This window comes from Pelomonas sp. Root1217, from assembly GCF_001425705.1.
In the GTDB taxonomy this organism is placed as follows: Bacteria; Pseudomonadota; Gammaproteobacteria; order Burkholderiales; family Burkholderiaceae_C; genus Pelomonas.
Genome location: NZ_LMDC01000005.1, coordinates 1 through 17,176 on the forward strand (window position 1 = coordinate 1; position 17,176 = coordinate 17,176).

Consider the following 17,176-nt stretch of genomic DNA (forward strand, 5'->3'; position numbering starts at 1 on the left):
GCGATCGCTGCCGTCAGCGTCGTCTTGCCGTGGTCGACGTGACCGATCGTGCCCACGTTCACGTGCGGCTTGGTCCGTTCAAACTTGCCTTTTGCCATCTTGCGCTCCTGAGGCGAACCCGTTGAAACGAGTAGAAGAAAAAGAGAAATCGGTGGTGCCCTTGACGCGGATCGAACGCGTGACCTCTCCCTTACCAAGGGAGTGCTCTACCACTGAGCCACAAGGGCATCGGCACGGGTTTGACGCCAGATGAACTGGCCGGCAAACCGGTGTCGACGCTGACCAACCAAGCCGTCCGAAATGGAGCGGGAAACGGGAATCGAACCCGTGTCATTAGCTTGGAAGGCTAAGGTTCTACCATTGAACTACTCCCGCCCTGGGAGCCCTGCCGCAACCGCCAGCAACGGCAGCTTTGGTGGAGGAGGCTGGATTCGAACCAGCGTACGCTATGCGGGCAGATTTACAGTCTGCTGCCTTTAACCACTCGGCCACCCCTCCTGAGGCAAGCCCGCAACTATAGCACAGGGCAAATGGGGCGCAACAGAGCCTCACCAAGAAGAACAAAGCGGCCGCGGCAACGCCGACGCGCCGCTTAGATCAAACAGAACCCGCCAGCGACTTGATTACTCGCATGCAGCGGAACCCACCCTGCGACGCCAAGGCGACCAATTCAGGACCACATTCAGGCCACTCGGCCACCGCTGGCGCGCGCGATGGAAGCCAAACGATGCCATGCGCAAGTCACGCGTCGCCGAACCGCAACAGTTTCACACACGTTGTGATGCCAATTTAATACCAATAGCCGCACCAAAGCACTACCCCATGAGGTAGCACCCCATGGGTAGCGTGCACAGACGTCACTACTCGGGAAACCCCTCAGTAGAAATTGGTAGCAAAGTGGCGTTATCAATCGTTACAGTGGCATGGCACTGGTTGGAGGCGCTTTTGAGGGCAGCTAAGGCACCAACCGGACCCAAGGTGGTATGCACCGCACCCGAAGCAGTCACCGCCGCTCCAATTCATAGGCCACAACGAGGAACAGACCATGAAGGTCAAGCAGACCCCCATCTCGCAGGCGGTGTTCATCGCTCTGCTCGGCGCCAGCGGCGCCACCATGGCACAACAAACGCCGGCTCCTCAACAACTGGACACGGTGACCATCACCGGTATCCGCGCGTCGCAGGAAAAATCGCTGAGCGTCAAGCGCAACGCGGACGCCCACATCGACGTCATCTCGGCTGAAGACATCGGCAAGATGCCCGACAAGAACGTGGCCGACTCGCTGGCCCGCGTGCCTGGCGTCACCATCCTGAACAGCCCCGCGGGCGGCTCCGGCGGCTTCGACGAGCGTGACCGCGTCGGCCTGCGTGGCACCAACCCCAGCCTGACGCAGACCCTGCTGGACGGGCACGGCATCGCCAACGGTGACTGGTTCGTGCTCGACCAGACCGGCGCCGGCGTCGGCCGCAGCGTCAGTTACTCGCTGTTGCCTTCCGAACTGGTCAGTCGCGTGGAAGTGCGCAAGAGCGCCGAAGCTTCCCTGGTGGAAGGCGGCACGGCCGGCTCGGTGAACATCATCACCCGCAAGCCGCTGGAGTTTTCCAAGGCATTGACCTTCGAAGCCGGCATCGGCGCGGTCTACGCCAGCCTGCCCAAGAAAAGCGATCCGCAGCTCAGCGCCCTGCTGAACTTCAAGAACGACGCCAAGACCTTCGGCGTGCTGGTGCAGGCCTTTTCGGAAAAGCGCAGCCTGCGCCGTGACGGTGTCGAGACGCTGGGCTTCATCAACCAGCTGACCAAGGACAACGCGCCAGCCCTCACCACGGCCCATCCGGATCTGATCGGCGTGTACACGCCCGACCTGATCGGCGCGGCCTATTTCACGCAGGAGCGCGAGCGCAAGGGCGGCCTGGTCCGTGCCGAGTTCAAGCCCACGCAGGACATCGATCTGGTGCTGACGGGTTTCTCGTCCAAGATGGATGCGGACAACTACAACCGCAACTACCTGATGGCGCCTCGCGCCGGCCTGATCAACAGCGCCACGATCTCCAACTACAAGATCGCCACCGACAGCAAGGGCGTGAAGACGCTGACGCAGGCCACCTTCGACTGGGCCACCTCGTCGACGGCCGGTTACTACGACATGATCTCGCGCAAGGCCTCTGCCGAGAGCAACTTCGTCAGCCTGGACGGCACCTTCAAGGTCAACAGCGCGCTGACGCTGACCGCCAATGCCGGCACGTCCAAGGGCAAGGGCCAGACGGTCAGCCAGGACGTCGTCGAGCCACACATCGCCGCCACGCGCGCCAGCTATGCCCTGCAGGGCAATGACACGGCGCCCGCCTTCAGCTTCACCAACCCGACGCTGGGTTTCGACTGGATCTTCGGCGCCGAGCACGTCATCGTGCACGACAAGGAAAGCTGGGCCCAGGTGGACGGCGAGTACTCGCTCGACGTCGGCGTGCTGAAGGCACTGAAGTTCGGCGTGCGCAGTGCCCAGCACAAGCGCTACACCGACGCCACCCTGAACCAGGGCCCGGGCTGTGCCACCGGTACGCCCTACCGTGTCGGCCCCTGGGATTGGAGCAAGCCCAGCGCCTGCGCCGATGCCAATGGCAACGACGCGCCCCAGCTGTCGCCCTACACCCTGCCCGCCTTCAGCCAGGCCTATCCTGGCAACTACGGCAGCGGCCTCGGAAGCGGCTTCCCCACCAACCTCACCTACATCTCCGCCGCAGCGCTGGCCGAGTACAACAGCCGCGTCACCAACCGCGACCCTGTTGCCCGCCGCTCGCCCTTCGACGGTGGCGAGTACAGCGTGAAGGAAACGACCACCGCCGCCTATCTGCAGGGCAACCTGGAAGGCGACGGCTGGAGCGGCAACGTCGGCCTGCGCGCGGTTCGCACCAAGCAGTCCTCCGGTTCCTTCCGCCCCAGCTTCCCGGGCGAAAAGCCGGACGTGTCGTCGGCCTTCGGTGACTTCACCGCCACCGCCGCGGACCGCACCTACACCGACCTGCTGCCCAGTGCCAGCATGCGCGTGGAGGTCACGCGCAACATCGTCGGCCGCCTCGCGCTGAGCCGCACGGTGACTCGCGCCGACTACACCGCGCTGTCCGCCTTCACGTCGCTGAGCACGACGGGCATGTTCCTGGACAACAACGCCATCGGCGGCGGCACAGCCGGCAACCCCGACCTGAAGCCGATCCGCTCGACCAACTTCGACGCCAACATCGAGTGGTACTTCGCACCGCGCGCCTTCGTGTCCATGGGTGCCTTCCACATGCAGATGGGCAGCTACATCACGAACGGCAGCTTCACCGGCACCTACCCGGTGCTGCTGGGCAACACCAACCAGCAAGGCGGCGTGCAGCAGCTGGTCAACCGCCAGTTCGTCGTCACTGGCCTGACCAACAAGAAGGCCTCGGTCACGGGCATGGAGTTCGCGTTCGAGACGCCCATCGCCAACAACTTTGGCGTGAGCGCGAACTACACCTTCGCGGACGGCCACGACCAGGATGGCCATGTGCTGCGCGGCGACGTGAAGAACTCGTTCACGGTGGGCGGCTTCTTCGAGAACGACCAGTTCTCTGCGCGCCTGAACTACAGCTACACCGATGACATCTTCATCGGCACAGACCGCGGCACCGACTACTTCCAGAAGGGCACCGGCGTGCTGTCCGCCTCCCTGGGCTACAAGTTCAACGACAACTTCGCCCTGAGCCTGGATGCGCAGAACCTGAACGACCCGAAGCTGAAGTACTACGCCTCGGAAGTGCAACCGCGCGCGATCTACAAGAACGGCCGCCAGTTCTACCTGACCGCGCGCATCAAGTTCTGATGCAGCACGGCACTGCTGGAACTCTCGGGTTCCGGCCGGCGCCGCTGGTGAACACAATCAAAGGGGAGCGTGCAGACCACGCTCCCCTTTTCATTCGATCTCCCAATGAGCGACACCGCCACCCTCATCGACCAGTACATCGCCGCCCGCCCCCTGGGTGGCAGCACGGATGCGCCGCCGCCGGTGAAGCATGTCTGCGTCGTCGGTGGCGGATCGGCGGGCTGGATGACGGCGCTGATGCTCGCCACCACGGCCTATGGCCCCCGCCTGAAGGTCACCGTGCTGGAGAGCCCCCAGGTCGGCATCATCGGCGTGGGCGAGGGCTCGACGCCCTGGTTGCGGCGCTTCTTCGAGATCCTTGGCATCGAGGAGTCCGAGTGGATGCCGGCGTGCAATGCCACCTACAAGAGCGGCATCACCTTCGACGGCTGGTCGACCAAGCCGGGCTTCGAGCGCTACTTCCACCCCTTCGTGTCGATGCTGGACAACATGACCATGCATCCCTTCGTGGACAACGTGCACGCCCGGCTCGATGGCGCGGACGTGCATGCGCATCCCGACCGCTTCTTCTTGTCCGCGGCGCTGGCGCGCCAGGCCCGCGGCCCGCGCGCCAAGGACAATTTCCCGTTCGACGTCTGGTACGGGTATCACTTCGACGCCACCCTGCTGGGTCAATTCCTCGGCCGCAAAGCCGTGCAGCGCGGCGTGACCCACCTGCAACGCCACGTCACCCAGGTGCAGCTCAATGAGCGCGGCGACATCGGCGGGCTGCAGCTCGACGACGGCGAGATCCTGACCGCCGACTTCTTCGTCGACTGCAGCGGTTTTTCCTCATTGATGATCGGCAAGGCGCTGCAAACACCCTTCGTCGGCTTTGGCGAGAACCTCTTCAACGACGCGGCCGTAGCGATGCCGACGCCGCTGGAAGGTCCCATCGAGTCGCAGACCGTGTCGACCGCCTTGCGCCACGGCTGGGCGTGGAAGATCCCGCTCACCCAGCGCCAGGGCAACGGCTATGTCTACAGCAGCGCCCATTGCTCGGCGGACGAGGCCGAGACCGAGCTGCGCCGGCACCTGGGCCTGCTCGACGCGGACACCCCGGCCCGCCACCTCAAGATGCGCGTGGGCCGCATGGCCAAGGTCTGGAACCGCAATTGCGTGGCCATCGGCCTGTCACAGGGCTTCATCGAGCCCCTGGAAGCCACGGCCCTGCTCTTCGTGCAGGTCACGGCGTCCATGCTGGTGGAGGTGCTGGAAAAGGGCGACCTCGGCAGCTCGGCGCAGGAGCAGTTCAACGCCGCCATGCACAAGCGCTTCGACAACACGCGCGACTACATCGTGGCGCACTACAAGACCAACTCACGCACCGACACCGACTACTGGCGCGAGAACGCCGAGAACATGCACCTGTCGGACTCGCTGCAAGGCGTGCTGATGACGTGGATGTCGCGCAAGCCCCTGGTCGCCGCGCTCAAGACGGGACGCTTCGGTGGCGGCTACCCGGCCGTGTCCTGGTATGCGCTGCTGGCGGGCATGGGCATCTTTCCAGACGTGGAAGATTTGCAGGTGCCGACCGCGCACCAGGCCCGCCACCGGCTGGAGGCGGTGGACGACTTCATCGCACGCAGTGCGACGAATTTTCCGGACCACCGCGAACTGCTGGCCGACATCCCACCGGGCGTCGGCGACAAGGCCTTGCAGATCTACACCTGGTGACTCACGACTTCAGGCGGTCGAAGATGTCTTTGCGCACAACGGCGTCGGCCGCCGCGTCGATGTCACCGAAAAGATGGCGCTGGCCCTCGGGGATATGCGTCAGCCCCTCTCCTCGCGCACCGAACACGTAGTGCGAGAACAGCGCGCGCCAGCCTTCTCGCTCGCCGTCCGGCAGGTGGCGCAAGGCCAGCATGGCCAGGCGCATCGCCGCCAGGTGCAGGTCGTCCGGGCGCTGCGGCGCGGCCAGCGGCCGCCACCAGTAGTTCATCAGGATGTTCAGGTGGGGGGCCAGCGCCTCGACCTGGTGGAACCACAGCGGCGGCATGTAGATCGCGTCGCCTGGCTCGAGTTCGGCCACCACGGCCTGCTTGAGTGCCTCGGCCAGCAACGGAAACCGCGCCGGGTCCGCCTGGTGCAGGTCGGGCACGACGGACATCGGCGCCGGCGTGGGCGCGTAGTCCGGCGGGCCCAGGTAGAGCAGCGGCGCACATTGCGGCGGCAGCAGCGTGAAGCGGCGCCGGCCGGCGGCCACGCAGGCGATGTTGTGCGAGTCGTCGAAATGGGCCGGCACCGTCGCGCGGTTGCCGATCCAGATGCGCGGCGGAATAGCGGCGTCGAGCAGCGGCAGCACATTGGCCTGCTCCAGGCCCGGCAGAGCCTCGGACACCAGTGCGCTTTGCGCCGCCAGGCTCGGCGGGTCGGGAAAATGGCTGTACCGCCAGAGCTGCTCGAACAGCGCGGCATAGGGCCGCTTGTCGCGCATGAAGTTGAAGCCGTCCAGGCCCGGCTTGTAGCTGAAGGCACGCGTCAGCTCAGGCTTGGCGAGCACGGCATCCACAGGCTTGCCGCCGTCAAAGCCCATCAAGTACTGCAGGCAGGGCTCCAGGCCCGCCTGCCCCTGCACCACCAGCGGCCAATGCCTGACCGCGCCGCGCATCACCACCGGCTCATACGCGGGCACCACGTCGCGCTCGAAGCGCTCACGCGTGATGCCATCGACTTCCTTCATCGGGTGCATGGGGCTCCGTTCAGCGCCGCCGCGCCAGCACGCCGTGCCAGGGCTCGGGGATGTGTGCGGCGGGCTCCTGCTCACGCTGCACCACATAGTGCTCGAACATGGCCGCCCACGCGGCGCGTTGCGCTGCGGGCAGGGCATTCAGCACCTGGATGGCCTGCATCAGCGCATGGGCCGGCGCAGGCAGGTCTTTGGCACCGACCACTGGCCACCAGTAGTTGATCAGCAGGTTGACCTTCTCCAGCGCCTCGACCTGGTGGAACCACAGCGGCGGGATGTAGAGGGCATCACCCGGCGCCAGCTCGGCGACCCGGGCCGATGCGAGCGCTTCACGGTAACGCGGGTAGCGCTCGAAGTCGGGCGACTTCGGAGGCACGACCGAGATCGGCGCGCCCGACGGCGTGTGTTCCAGCGGCCCAATGTAGAGATTGCCCACCTGCTCGGGCGCAAACAGCGTGAAACGCCGGCGCCCGGCCACCACGCAGGCCAGGTTGTAGGGGTGGTCGTGGTGGACAGGCACCGTCAGCGCATTGCCCAGCCAGAAGTTGGGCACGACATCGGGCAAGGCCCGCAGCCGGTTCTCGTTCAGAAAGCCGGGGATGACGTCGCTGACCCTGGCGCACTGCGCGGCGATGGACGGCGCCCCGTCGACCGGCAGATAGGCCGCCAGGTTCGACATGAACTCCGGCAAAGACATGCGTGCCTTGACGAAGGCGAAGTCGGTCAGGCTGTCGTTGTAGCCCATGACGCCCCGCGCTGCCGCCCGCGTCTTGGTGGCCATGACCTCCACGCCCCGGTCCAGGCGCTGGAGGTAGTCGCAGATTCCCAGCGGGCCATCGCTGCCGGCCTTCACGGCGGCCCAGTGGTGCACCAGCCCCCTCAACAGGACCGGCTCGGCGCGCTGCTCCAGACGGTCCTTGAGTTGCGGCTCGTCGGCCGCCGACCAGCTTTCAACCGCATTCATGTCGCTTGGAATCGCCGCATACAGGGATGGCCCATTGTCCCGGCTCCGTTGCAAGACCCGGCCTCCGGCAAACCCGCATTTGAGCAAGTCCACTTGCTGACCAGTTTGCTGAACCGCCGCAAGGGGCGCCGCCGAAGCAAAACACTCGTCGCCATCGGACAACAAAGCGACGGACGCCAATCAGATACCAATTGCACCTTACGGACGCCCTCTCAAGAGGCACAGCACCGCGCCTTCGCGGGCGTCGTCTAAGCCACCCGGGAAACTACTCGATCTAAATTGGTAGCAAAGTGGCGTTACCGATCGCTATAGTGGCATTGCACTGGTTGCACGTCATTCAGAGCCAGACGAGACGACAACCGGACTGAAGTTGGTATGCGATGGCCCGAAGCAGCCACCTGCCCAATCGAATCAATGGCCACAACGAGGATCAGTTCATGAAGGTCAAACCGACCCCCATCGCGGCCGCAGCCGCCCTGACATTGCTCAGCATGTCGCTCGCCGCTCAGGCGCAAGAGGCTGCGGCAACCGCGCCGGCCCAGCTCGAGCAGGTCGTCGTCACCGGCATCCGCGCCTCGCTGCAGACCGCCGCCACGATCAAGAAGAACGCCAGCGCCGTGGTGGACGCCGTCTCGGCCGAGGACGTGGGCAAGCTGCCCGATTCCGACGTGGGTCAGGCCCTGGGCCGCATCCCCGGCGTGTCCGTCGGCCGTGCTTTCGGCCAGGGCTCGTCGGTGTCCATCCGCGGTTCCGACCCGCAGATGACCTACACCACGCTGAACGGCCAGACCGTCGCGTCCACCGGTTGGTACGACCAGATGGACATCGACCGTTCGTTCAACTACTCGCTGCTGCCGGCCGAAATGATCGGCGGCATGGAGGTCTACAAGTCCTCGCAGGCCAACCTCACCGAAGGCGGTATCGGCGGCACCGTCATCGTCAAGACCCGCAAGCCGCTGGACCTGGATGCCAACACCGTCTTCGTCAGTACGCACTACGGCCGCAGCACCTTCAGCGACCCCGAGAAAGAAGTGTCGGGTCTGTACAGCTGGCGCACGCCCAGCCGCAGCTTCGGTGTGCTGGTGGCCGCCGGCCTTTCCAAGGGCAACTACATCCGCAACGGCGTCGAGTCCGACAGCCGCTGGAACAGCGACGTGGCCCCCACCACCTTCGTGACGGAGCGCAAGCGCACCTCCTTGAATGTCGCGCTGCAGGCCCGCCCGATCGAAGGCATGGAGCTGGGCCTGAACGTGCTGAAGATGAAGCTGGACGCCGACAGCTCCAACGCCAGCGACTACCTGATGCACGACGCGAACTGCGACCAGCGCAACACCGCCGTCAGTTCCGCGTTCAACCCCAATGGCATGTGCCTGCACAGCACGACCACGGCCGCCAATCCGCTGCCGCACAAGTTCTTCCAGGTCTGGGCCCGCGGCGCCAGCATGGACTCGGACAGCGTCGTTGCAGATGCCCACTACAAGCTGGCCAACGGCAAGCTGGATTTGGTGGTCGGCAACACCAAGGCCACGGGCGGCACGTCGATCACGACGAACTACCAGACGGCTGCGTTTGACGGTGCGGCCGGTCCCTTCATGCGACCGAACTGGCAAGGCACGATCGACGCCACCGGCCACCAGATCCAGATCAATCCGGCGAACAACCAGTCGTGGGGCGTGAGCGCGCTGCCTGCGCAGATGTCGCCGGAAACCTGGGCCACGTCGGCCGGCCCGAACAAGGACAAGGAGAAGTTCGCCCAGCTCGACGCGACCTTCCACCTGGACTGGGGCGTCATCAGCGCCTTCAAGACCGGCGTCCGTTTCGCCGACCACACCTTCGAGAAGCGCAGCTTCCGCCCGATCTGGAACAGCACGATCGCCCCGGTCGCCACCACCTCGCTGTTCAACGGCTCGGTGGACGCAGCGAGCTGGACGATCCCGCGTGCCGACATCGGCGCCATGCTGAACAACACCCGCAAGAACATCTCCGGCTGGGCGGAAGACCGTTCGGGCTACGGCGAGCTCAACGAAAAAAACCGCTCGGCCTACGGCATGTTCGAGTTCGACACCGAAGGCCTGCGCGGCAACTTCGGTTTGCGCTACATCTCGACCAAGATCACCAGCACCGGCTACAAGTTCGACGGCACGACGCCCGCCGACCAGTACAGCGGCAACCAGAACTGGGCCAAGACGACGGCGGTCAGTGGCGCGCAATACAACGATGTGCTGCCGAGCCTGAACCTCGCCTTCGACCTGAGCAAGGACCTGGTGCTGCGCGCCACGGCGTCCCAGGCCATCACCCGCCCGAACTTCGCCAACATGTTCGGCGTGACGGTGTCGGGCTACAACGATGACCGGCCCAACAACGAGACCTGGACCGTCGGCAACGTGGGCCTCAAGCCCATGAAGTCCAGCCAGGCCGACTTCGGCGTGGAGTACTACTACGGCAAGGGCAACCTGCTGTCGGCCACCTTCTTCGTGAAGGACATCTCCAACTTCGTCGTCGCCAAGGCCCTGGCCAACCAGAAGGTGGGCCTGGTGGACCCGCTCACCAAGGTCGACAACTGGACGGTGCAGAGCTTCGAGAACGCCGGCGGCGGCCGCATCCGCGGCGTGGAGCTGCAAGCCAACCACGGCTTCGGCAACGGCTTCGGCGTCATCGGCAACTACACCTTCACCGAAGGCAATGCACCGGCCAGCAGCTATATCGACCAGCTGGCTGTCTTCACGCAGGCATCCAAGCACAACCTGAACCTGGTGGGCTACTACGAGAGCGCGAGCTATTTTGGCCGCCTGGCCTACAACTGGCGCTCGAAGTACATGATCCGCGAAGGCGCCTACTGGTACGGCAACCGCATGCACGACGCCTACGGCACGCTCGACCTGAGCCTGGGCTGGAACATCAACAAGTGGCTGAAGCTGAGCTTTGACGCGGTCAACCTGACCAAGGAAGACGACGTGCAGTACGGCCCCGCCGCGGCGAGCAACACCGCCATCAAGGACCCGCTGCGCGCCGGCTTCCCGGCCTGGTCCTTCAAGGGCGAGACGACCTACAAGCTGGGCCTGACCGCCAAGTTCTGATCCTTGTCCGCTTGTCTCCTTCAAGCCCGGCAGCCGCCGGGCTTTTTTTCTTGCTGGAGAGGCCGAGGCTAGAAGTCGTAGAAGGTGTTGACCGTGAGCCGCCCCGTGCGCGGATCGCTGCGCAGTCGCTGCGGGTTCACGATGGCCGAGTGCAGCAGGCTGCCACGGTAGATGATCAAGCGGTTGAAGCGCGCCGGCATGACGCCCAGCAACTCGAAATGTGCGTCCGAGTCGTCGAAGTAGCGCGGTGGTGCGGGCTGGCGGTCCACCTGGTCGTAGATCGCGGCGCCGTAGCGCTCGCGGTTCTCCGCGGTGATCTGCTGCAGCCCGGTGGCGCGGTGGCGGTAGAAGGCGGTGCCGCCATGCCGGTCGTCGCACAGATAGAGCAGCGCGGCCATGTAGTGCGGCGTGCTGGCATCGAAGTGCGGCACCCGCTGCAGCGGCCCGAGCTCATGCGGCGCCACGGTGGTGAGCGAAAACACGCAGGGCGTCTTCTTCACCGGCAGCGACTCGGGCACGCCGAAGTTGACCTTGATGAGCGGGTCGAGCAGCGCCGTCAGGCTTTCGGAGTAGGCCATCGGCGCCGGGGCGCGCACGCCGGGGTAGCCGCGGCGCTCATCCGCGCCCGGGCAAGGCTTGAAAGCAGCCTCGCACGCCGCGTCGACCAACGGCTGGGGATCGTCCAGGAAGTTGTCGATGACGATCACCTGATGCTCGCCCATCTGCACCGACCGGATGTCCGGCGGCATGCGGATGGCGAACGCATCGTCACTCATGATTCAGATCTTCCAGTGCAGCCGGCCCCTGTCCAACGCCCAGACGATGATGGCCCAGACGGCGACGAAGGCGAGCGCAAAAGCCAGCGACTGGACGTGCGGTCCCAACCGGGCACCCAGCGGCCCGAACACGGTGCGGTACAGCGGCTCCATCCAGCCGGTGGCCGCCAGCAGCACCGTGCACATCCAGGCCCCGGCATAGGCGCCGATGGCGTTCAGTCCGAAGGCGCGGCCCCATGGGCGGTGGCCGAGGCGATCGATCCACTGGTGCGCCAGCGCTAGCGCGACGGCCGCCAGACCCCCGGTCCACAACACGAAGGACGGCGTCCACAACTGCTTGTTCCAGGGCAGCCAGCACGACCACCACCAGCCGACCAGCCCAGCCGCAACGCCGGTCAACAGCAACGCCCGTGTCTGCTCACGCCTCAGCAGGCCGCCGCAGAGCAGGCCGAAGACCGTCGTCGCCAGCGCGCCCAGCGTGGACAGCAGGCCCTCGGGGTCGAAGGCGGCGCCGGTCGCGGCATCCCACTCGTAGGCCCAGCGGCCGAGCACGGCGGTGTCGATGCGCTGGTTCAGGCTGCCGACCTTGTCCAGCGTCACGCCGCCGAACTGCAGCAGCGCGCCATAGCCCGCCAGCAGGGCCAGCAGCAGCGCCCACTGCCCACGCACGCGCAGATGCAGGGCCGCCACGCCGGCAAACGCAAAGCAGATGCCAATGCGCTGCAGCACCCCCAGCACGCGGAACTCGGGCTTGTGCATGAACCACCACGCGAGCAGATGCAGGATCAGGCCCAACCCGAAGATGCGCAAGCCGCGCAGCAGCACCGCCGCGCGCAGCGGCCCGGGTGGGGCGCCCGCATCCACACGTGGCCCGAGCGCCAGTGCGGCCGAGACGCCGACGATGAACAGGAAGAGCGGAAAGATCAGGTCGGTCGGCGTGAAGCCATGCCAGGCCGCATGCTCCAGCGGCCCGTAGACGTGGCCCCAGTCGCCCGGGTTGTTGACCAGCAGCATGGCCGCGACGGCCAGGCCACGCAGCGCGTCCACCGACGCGATGCGTCGTGAAGACGAGAAGCTGCTCACGGCTGCATCGCGCTCAGGATCTCGCCGTTGTCCTGGCTGAGCTCCCAGGCGAACACGCCCGCCAGGCCCGCCTTCTTGGCGAACGCGACCTTGGCGCGCACCGCGCGCGGGTCGTCGTAGCCCACGAAGCGACCGCCGCCGACCATGGCCCAGGACTGGGTGCGCTTGTCGAAGTGCGCCTTCATGCCGGTCAGCGAGTCGATGTCCTTGAAGGGCACCGAGCCGTCTTCATTGGGCCAGGGCCTGGCATAGCTGCCATCGGCCTTGACGCCGTCGAAGCCACGGCCATACATGGCCACGCCAGCGACGAGCTTGGCCGCCGGCACGCCTTCGCGCTTCAGGTTGGCGACCGACGCCTCCAAGCTGGTGTCGTCGCTGGCCTTGGCGCTGCGCAGCGCGGTGTGGTTGGCGGCCTTCCTGGTCCAGGGGCCGGCGAAGTCGTAGGTCATCATGAAGACCAGATCCAGCGACGGCGCCGCGCGGCCCATGGCCATGCGGGCGAGCTGCTCCTTGGTCGTGGCGATCGCAGTGGTCAGCGCGTAGCGCTTTCCAGCTTCGCGGCCCAGCGCATCCAACCCCGCGCGCAGGTCCTGCATCAGCAGCACATAGTTCTCGGCGTCGGCCTTGCTGCCCAGCTGCACGCCGTTGACGGCGCCGTTGGAGCCGGGATGCTCCCAGTCGATGTCCAGGCCGTCGAAGCCGGGGTGGGCGCGCAGCCAGTCGGCGGCGTGCTTGACGAAGGCCTGACGGCCCGCAGCGGTAGCGGCCAGATGGAAGAAGGGGTCGGAGCCGCCCCAACCGCCCACCGAGGCCAGCACCTGCACCTTGGGGTCGCGGACCTTCAGGCGCTGGAAGGCGGCGGAGAAGACGTCCTGGTCGGCATGCGGTGCGATGCTGAAATTGGGCTTGCCGGCACAGGCCGCGGCCTCCGTCTTGCGCTCGCCTTCGCCACAGATCAGCAGGAAGGCATAGAGCAGGTGCGTGACGCGGCCGGGCTGGAGTTGCTCGACGACATCCACGCCACGCTCGGCCAGGATGTAGGTGCCGACGACGGGCCTGGTTTGTGCCTGCGCCAGGGACGCTGCCAGCGCCAGGGCGGCGATCAGGGTCTTCTTCATAGATTGCATTCGCTGGTCAGGCCGGCATCCGGCACGGTGTCACGGCGGGCCACGCCCTGCTTGCGCAGTTGCGCTGCACGGGCCTGCATCGCGGCGGGGTTCAGCGTCTTGCCGGCCTCGTGCAGCACCCAGTCGACCTCAAATTCGTAGTCGCGCGGCGCACCCGCCGTCGCACCGTCGGAAATCCAATGGTTGAAGCTGATCGCCATCGGCTTGGCCGGCACATTGCGGCCGGTGTGCTCGCCCATCAGCCTGCCGTTGACGTAGTGGCGGGTTCGCGTCGCTTCGACCTGCACGGTCAGCAGCTGCCAGCCATTGAAGCTGCCCTGCACGATGGAGGCCTGGTTGAAAGACTCCCAGGGGTCGATGCGCACCGTGTGCCAGCTGACGCCGTAGAGCCGCGTCTCCGGCTCGCCCCAGCCGCCATGCGGCAGATACTCGAAGTCGACCTCGCTGAAGTCGGGGTCGTAGTCGTGCTTGAGCGGCCCCGCGAGGAAGAAGCTCTGGATGATGGGGTCGCGCGAGCCGGCGGTGTCGCGAAAGCGCACGCGCGCCGTCGTCGTGCCAACCAGGAACTTGCGAGCCGCGCAGAGCTGGGCCAGCGAGGTGTTGGCCGGCGTGCCGTCCGTTGACATCTTCAGCTTGAGCAGTCCGCCGTCCAGCGAGAGCTGGGTGGTGGCGAAGCGTGCACCCGGCAGGCCCGGGTGGCCGGTGCCCTCGCGCAGCACCCAGCCGCTCTGGCGGAGCGCGTCCAGGCTGGTCTGCGAGAAGTCGTCGAAGAACTCGCCAGCGGCGAATGCAGGAGCCGCGGCAACCAGCAACAGCGCCGCGGCCTTCATGCCGGCACGGCCTCGGTAGGCGCGGCCTTGCGCGGCATCGGCACCCACAGCAGCAGCAATAATGCCGGCAGGCCACAGCCAATCGTCCAGGCGAAGAACTGCTGGTAGCCCATGGCGATCTGGATGTCGCCGCTGATCGACTTGGCGAAGATGAAGCCCAGCTGCATGACGCCCGAACCCAGCGCGTAATGGGCCGTCTGGAAGCGCCCCGGGGCCACGGCCTGCATGATGTACAGGATCATGCCGACGAAGCCGAAGCCATAGCCGAACATCTCCACGCCGACCGCTGCGGCGATATGCGGCATGTCGGCCGGCAGCTGGCTGGCGAGGTAGTAGAAGGTCACATTGGGCACGCTCATGGCCAGCAGCAGCAGCGGCATCGCGCGCTTGAGGCTGAGCCTGCTGGTGACCCAGCCGCCCAGCACCGAGCCGACGAGGAAGGCGCCCGTGCCGACCCAGCCGTAGACGTCGGCCACCTGCCCGGTCGTCAGGCCCAGACCGCCCTTGTCGCGCGCTTCCAGCAGGAACAGCGGGCCGATGGTCTGCACCTGGCCTTCGGCAAAGCGGAACATGACGATGAAGAGCACCGCGCGCCAGATGCCCGGCTTGCTGAAGAAGTCGACGACGACCTCCTTCAGCATCGAGGCAACGCCCGAGGCGGTCAGCTCGCTGTGCTCGGTGCTCAGCGTCCCCGGCAGGAAACGGGCGTTGTAGGTGGCCAGCACCGCTACCAGGCCGGCCAGCACCAGGAAGACAGTGGACCAGGCGTTGACCGCGCCCATCGTGCCTTCCAGATGGCCGGCGAGCTTCAGGATGACGCCAGTGATGAAGAAGCGCGCGCCGTTGAAGAAGGCGCCCTGCCAGCCGGCATAGGCGGCCTGGCGCTTTTCGTCGAGCGAGGCCATGTACAGGCCGTCGCAGGCGATGTCATGCGTGGCCGAGGCATAGGCGATCAGGAAGAGCACGACGATGGCCGCGCCGAACCAGTGCGGCAGGTGCAGGGCCAGCGCCATCAGGCCCAGGCCCACCGCGCCAACGTACTGAGCCACGACGACGATGAGCTTCTTGCTGCGCGCCAGCTCCAGGAACGGGCTCCACAGCGGCTTGATGGCCCAGGCCAGGCCGAGCACGGCCGTCCAGCGGGCGATCTGGTCGTTCTCCACGCCCAGGTTCTTGAACATCAGCCCCGCGATGAGCATGACGACGAAGAACTGCATGCCCTGCACGAAGTACAGGGTGGGCACCCACCTCATTGGAGTCCGAGCCTGTTCCATCACTGCAGTCCCTGCGGCGCGCGGCCGGCGGCCTGGGTTCGACCTTCCAGCCAGGCCTTGAGGCCGGCCAATGCACCGGGTGCAAAGCCCCAGCTCAGCACGGTCGGGCCGGCGACGTCCAGGCTCTGGTAAGGATTCCACAGCGACAGGTGCAGGTCGGGCCGCCACTCGCTCGCGGCCAAGCCGTAGCGGGCGCGGCGCGTGGAGACCAGCACATTGACACGCCCGTCCTTGGGCACCGTGCGCCAGTCGAGCTGGGCGATGTCGTCGACCATCTGCACCTGGGCGTCGGTGAAGGCCTCGAACAGCGCCACGGCCTGGCGGCCGGTGGGGCCCGCCTCGGACACCATGTCGGTCGGCACATCGCCTTGCACGATGACGCGGATGGGGGCGTCGAGCGCTGGCGGCGCGGCACCGCGCAGCGCAGTCAGGCCCGCGGCCCACGCCTCGGCCATCAGCGCATGGTCGGCCGCGCGAGCAGCGCTGTCGTCCATGGCACGGGCCGGATAGGCGGCGGCGAGGCGGTCCAGGCGGCGGTTGGCGGTCTCGCCCTGCTCGGGCGTCAGCCGGCGGCTGGCGAAGGCATCGCGCAGCGCGTTGATCGCGACGAGCTGCTCGGCCGGTGAGCCCTGGGCCAGCACCATGTCGGCGCCCGCCTCGATGGCCATGACGGCCGACTTGGCATAGCCGAAGCGCTCGGCGACCGCCTTCATCATCAGCGCGTCGGTGATGACGACGCCGTCATAGCCCCAGTCCTGACGCAGGATGCCGCCGATCAGCTGCGGCGACAGCGTGGCCGGGCGGTCCGGGTCGATCTGCGGGTAGACGATGTGGGCCGTCATCATGGCCGGCGCTTGGGAGGCCAGCGCCTTGAACGGGGCCAGTTCCAGCGCGTTCAATTCGGCACGCGTCTTGTCGACGGTGGGCAGGGCGTGATGCGAGTCCACATGCGTGTCGCCGTGGCCGGGGAAGTGCTTGACGCAGCAGGCCACGCCTTCGCGCAGGGAGCCCCGCATCCACGCGGCCGCGAGGCGGCTGACCTCGACCGGGTCGTTGGAGAAACTGCGCTCGCCGATGACGGGGTTGGCCGGGTTGTTGTTGACGTCCAGTACCGGCGCGAAGTTCCAGTTGATGCCCAGCGACTTCAGACCGCGCGCCACTGCGGCGCCCACGGCCTCGGCGCGGTCAGCATCGCCGCTGGCGCCCAAAGCCATGGCCGATGGTGGCTGCGGCAGGAAGGTCACGCGCACGACCGCGCCGCCCTCTTGGTCGATGCCGATCAGCGCTTCAGGGCCGAGCACGTCGATGAGGTCACGCATCAGCGCCCTCACCTCGCTCTCGGTGCCGATGTTCTTGCGGAACAGGCAGACCGAGCGGATCTTTTGCTCGCGCAGGAAGGTCGCAGTCTCGGCGTCGAGGCTCTGGCCCGGGATGTCGACCATCACCAGGCGGCCGGGATCAAAGGTGCTCATG

12 protein-coding genes and 3 tRNA genes are annotated in these 17,176 nt (G+C 66.4%); 3 read left to right on the forward strand and 12 right to left on the reverse strand.

Annotated elements, in window-relative coordinates:
* From ASC95_RS08235 to ASC95_RS08250, 4 genes are all read right to left on the reverse strand, one after another.
* On the reverse strand, positions 1 to 98 hold a 98-nt coding region (locus ASC95_RS08235; protein ID WP_233151794.1), incomplete at its 3' end, for a GTP-binding protein.
* 54 nt (positions 99 to 152) lie between these two features.
* Positions 153 to 227, reverse strand: a tRNA-Thr gene (locus ASC95_RS08240).
* 74 nt (positions 228 to 301) lie between these two features.
* Positions 302 to 375 (reverse strand) — tRNA-Gly (locus tag ASC95_RS08245).
* Positions 376 to 413: 38 nt separating this feature from the next.
* Positions 414 to 498: transfer RNA gene (locus ASC95_RS08250), tRNA-Tyr, on the reverse strand.
* A 547-nt stretch (positions 499 to 1,045) separates the two neighbouring features.
* On the opposite strand from ASC95_RS08250, the gene ASC95_RS08255 reads away from it, so the two are divergent.
* Positions 1,046 to 3,841: a TonB-dependent receptor gene (locus ASC95_RS08255; RefSeq protein WP_057297286.1), complete on the forward strand. Its 2,796-nt coding sequence runs from the start codon at positions 1,046 to 1,048 to the stop codon at positions 3,839 to 3,841.
* A 105-nt stretch (positions 3,842 to 3,946) separates the two neighbouring features.
* A complete protein-coding gene (locus tag ASC95_RS08260) occupies positions 3,947 to 5,557 on the forward strand; it encodes a tryptophan halogenase family protein (RefSeq protein ID WP_200960101.1) in 1,611 nt (536 codons plus the stop codon).
* A gap of 1 nt (position 5,558) precedes the next feature.
* Here the strand turns inward: ASC95_RS08260 and ASC95_RS08265 are convergent, their stop codons facing one another.
* Both ASC95_RS08265 and ASC95_RS08270 read right to left on the reverse strand, forming a co-directional pair.
* Complete coding sequence (locus tag ASC95_RS08265) at positions 5,559 to 6,566, reverse strand: cupin-like domain-containing protein (RefSeq protein WP_057297287.1); 1,008 nt, start codon at positions 6,564 to 6,566, stop codon at positions 5,559 to 5,561.
* 19 nt (positions 6,567 to 6,585) lie between these two features.
* On the reverse strand, positions 6,586 to 7,536 hold the full coding sequence (locus tag ASC95_RS08270) for a cupin-like domain-containing protein (RefSeq protein WP_057297288.1): 951 nt from the start codon (positions 7,534 to 7,536) through the stop codon (positions 6,586 to 6,588).
* 437 nt (positions 7,537 to 7,973) lie between these two features.
* Between ASC95_RS08270 and ASC95_RS08275 the strand changes: the two genes are divergently transcribed.
* On the forward strand, positions 7,974 to 10,613 hold the full coding sequence (locus ASC95_RS08275; protein WP_057297302.1) for a TonB-dependent receptor: 2,640 nt from the start codon (positions 7,974 to 7,976) through the stop codon (positions 10,611 to 10,613).
* A 68-nt stretch (positions 10,614 to 10,681) separates the two neighbouring features.
* Here ASC95_RS08275 and ASC95_RS08280 read toward each other — a convergent pair whose 3' ends face one another.
* From ASC95_RS08280 to nagZ, 6 genes are read right to left on the reverse strand one after another with little or no spacing between them, the layout of a single operon-like run.
* A complete protein-coding gene (locus ASC95_RS08280) occupies positions 10,682 to 11,389 on the reverse strand; it encodes a DUF6445 family protein (RefSeq protein ID WP_200960102.1) in 708 nt (235 codons plus the stop codon).
* Between the two features lie 3 nt (positions 11,390 to 11,392).
* Entirely contained in the window at positions 11,393 to 12,472 is a 1,080-nt protein-coding gene (locus ASC95_RS08285) for an acyltransferase family protein (protein WP_235537813.1), read from the reverse strand.
* Entirely contained in the window at positions 12,469 to 13,590 is a 1,122-nt protein-coding gene (locus ASC95_RS08290; protein WP_057297289.1) for a glycoside hydrolase family 18 protein, read from the reverse strand. Before ASC95_RS08290 ends, ASC95_RS08285 begins: the two co-directional genes overlap by 4 nt.
* Positions 13,587 to 14,477, reverse strand: coding sequence for a glycoside hydrolase family 16 protein (locus ASC95_RS08295; protein WP_057297290.1), 891 nt, complete (start codon positions 14,475 to 14,477; stop codon positions 13,587 to 13,589). Before ASC95_RS08295 ends, ASC95_RS08290 begins: the two co-directional genes overlap by 4 nt.
* The gene (locus ASC95_RS08300; RefSeq protein WP_235537816.1) at positions 14,426 to 15,682 is read right to left on the reverse strand and encodes an MFS transporter; all 1,257 of its coding nucleotides are present in this window, start codon (positions 15,680 to 15,682) and stop codon (positions 14,426 to 14,428) included. The genes ASC95_RS08295 and ASC95_RS08300 overlap by 52 nt, the downstream gene beginning before the upstream one ends.
* Before the next feature lie 20 nt (positions 15,683 to 15,702).
* Positions 15,703 to 17,175 (reverse strand): beta-N-acetylhexosaminidase, encoded by a 1,473-nt coding sequence (gene nagZ / locus ASC95_RS08305; protein ID WP_235537819.1) that lies wholly within the window; start codon positions 17,173 to 17,175, stop codon positions 15,703 to 15,705.
* Position 17,176 lies beyond the last annotated feature (1 nt).

What these genes read in the sequence shown, in the direction of transcription:
- ASC95_RS08255 (WP_057297286.1), top strand. Translation starts at nt 1,046, where the DNA reads ATGAAGGTCAAGCAGACCCCCATCTCGCAGGCGGTGTTCATCGCTCTG.
- ASC95_RS08260 (WP_200960101.1), top strand. Translation starts at nt 3,947, where the DNA reads ATGAGCGACACCGCCACCCTCATCGACCAGTACATCGCCGCCCGCCCC.
- ASC95_RS08290 (WP_057297289.1), bottom strand. Translation starts at nt 13,590, where the DNA reads ATGAAGAAGACCCTGATCGCCGCCCTGGCGCTGGCAGCGTCCCTGGCG.
- ASC95_RS08280 (WP_200960102.1), bottom strand. Translation starts at nt 11,389, where the DNA reads ATGAGTGACGATGCGTTCGCCATCCGCATGCCGCCGGACATCCGGTCG.
- ASC95_RS08270 (WP_057297288.1), bottom strand. Translation starts at nt 7,536, where the DNA reads ATGAATGCGGTTGAAAGCTGGTCGGCGGCCGACGAGCCGCAACTCAAG.
- ASC95_RS08265 (WP_057297287.1), bottom strand. Translation starts at nt 6,566, where the DNA reads ATGAAGGAAGTCGATGGCATCACGCGTGAGCGCTTCGAGCGCGACGTG.
- ASC95_RS08275 (WP_057297302.1), top strand. Translation starts at nt 7,974, where the DNA reads ATGAAGGTCAAACCGACCCCCATCGCGGCCGCAGCCGCCCTGACATTG.
- ASC95_RS08300 (WP_235537816.1), bottom strand. Translation starts at nt 15,682, where the DNA reads ATGAGGTGGGTGCCCACCCTGTACTTCGTGCAGGGCATGCAGTTCTTC.
- nagZ (WP_235537819.1), bottom strand. Translation starts at nt 17,175, where the DNA reads ATGAGCACCTTTGATCCCGGCCGCCTGGTGATGGTCGACATCCCGGGC.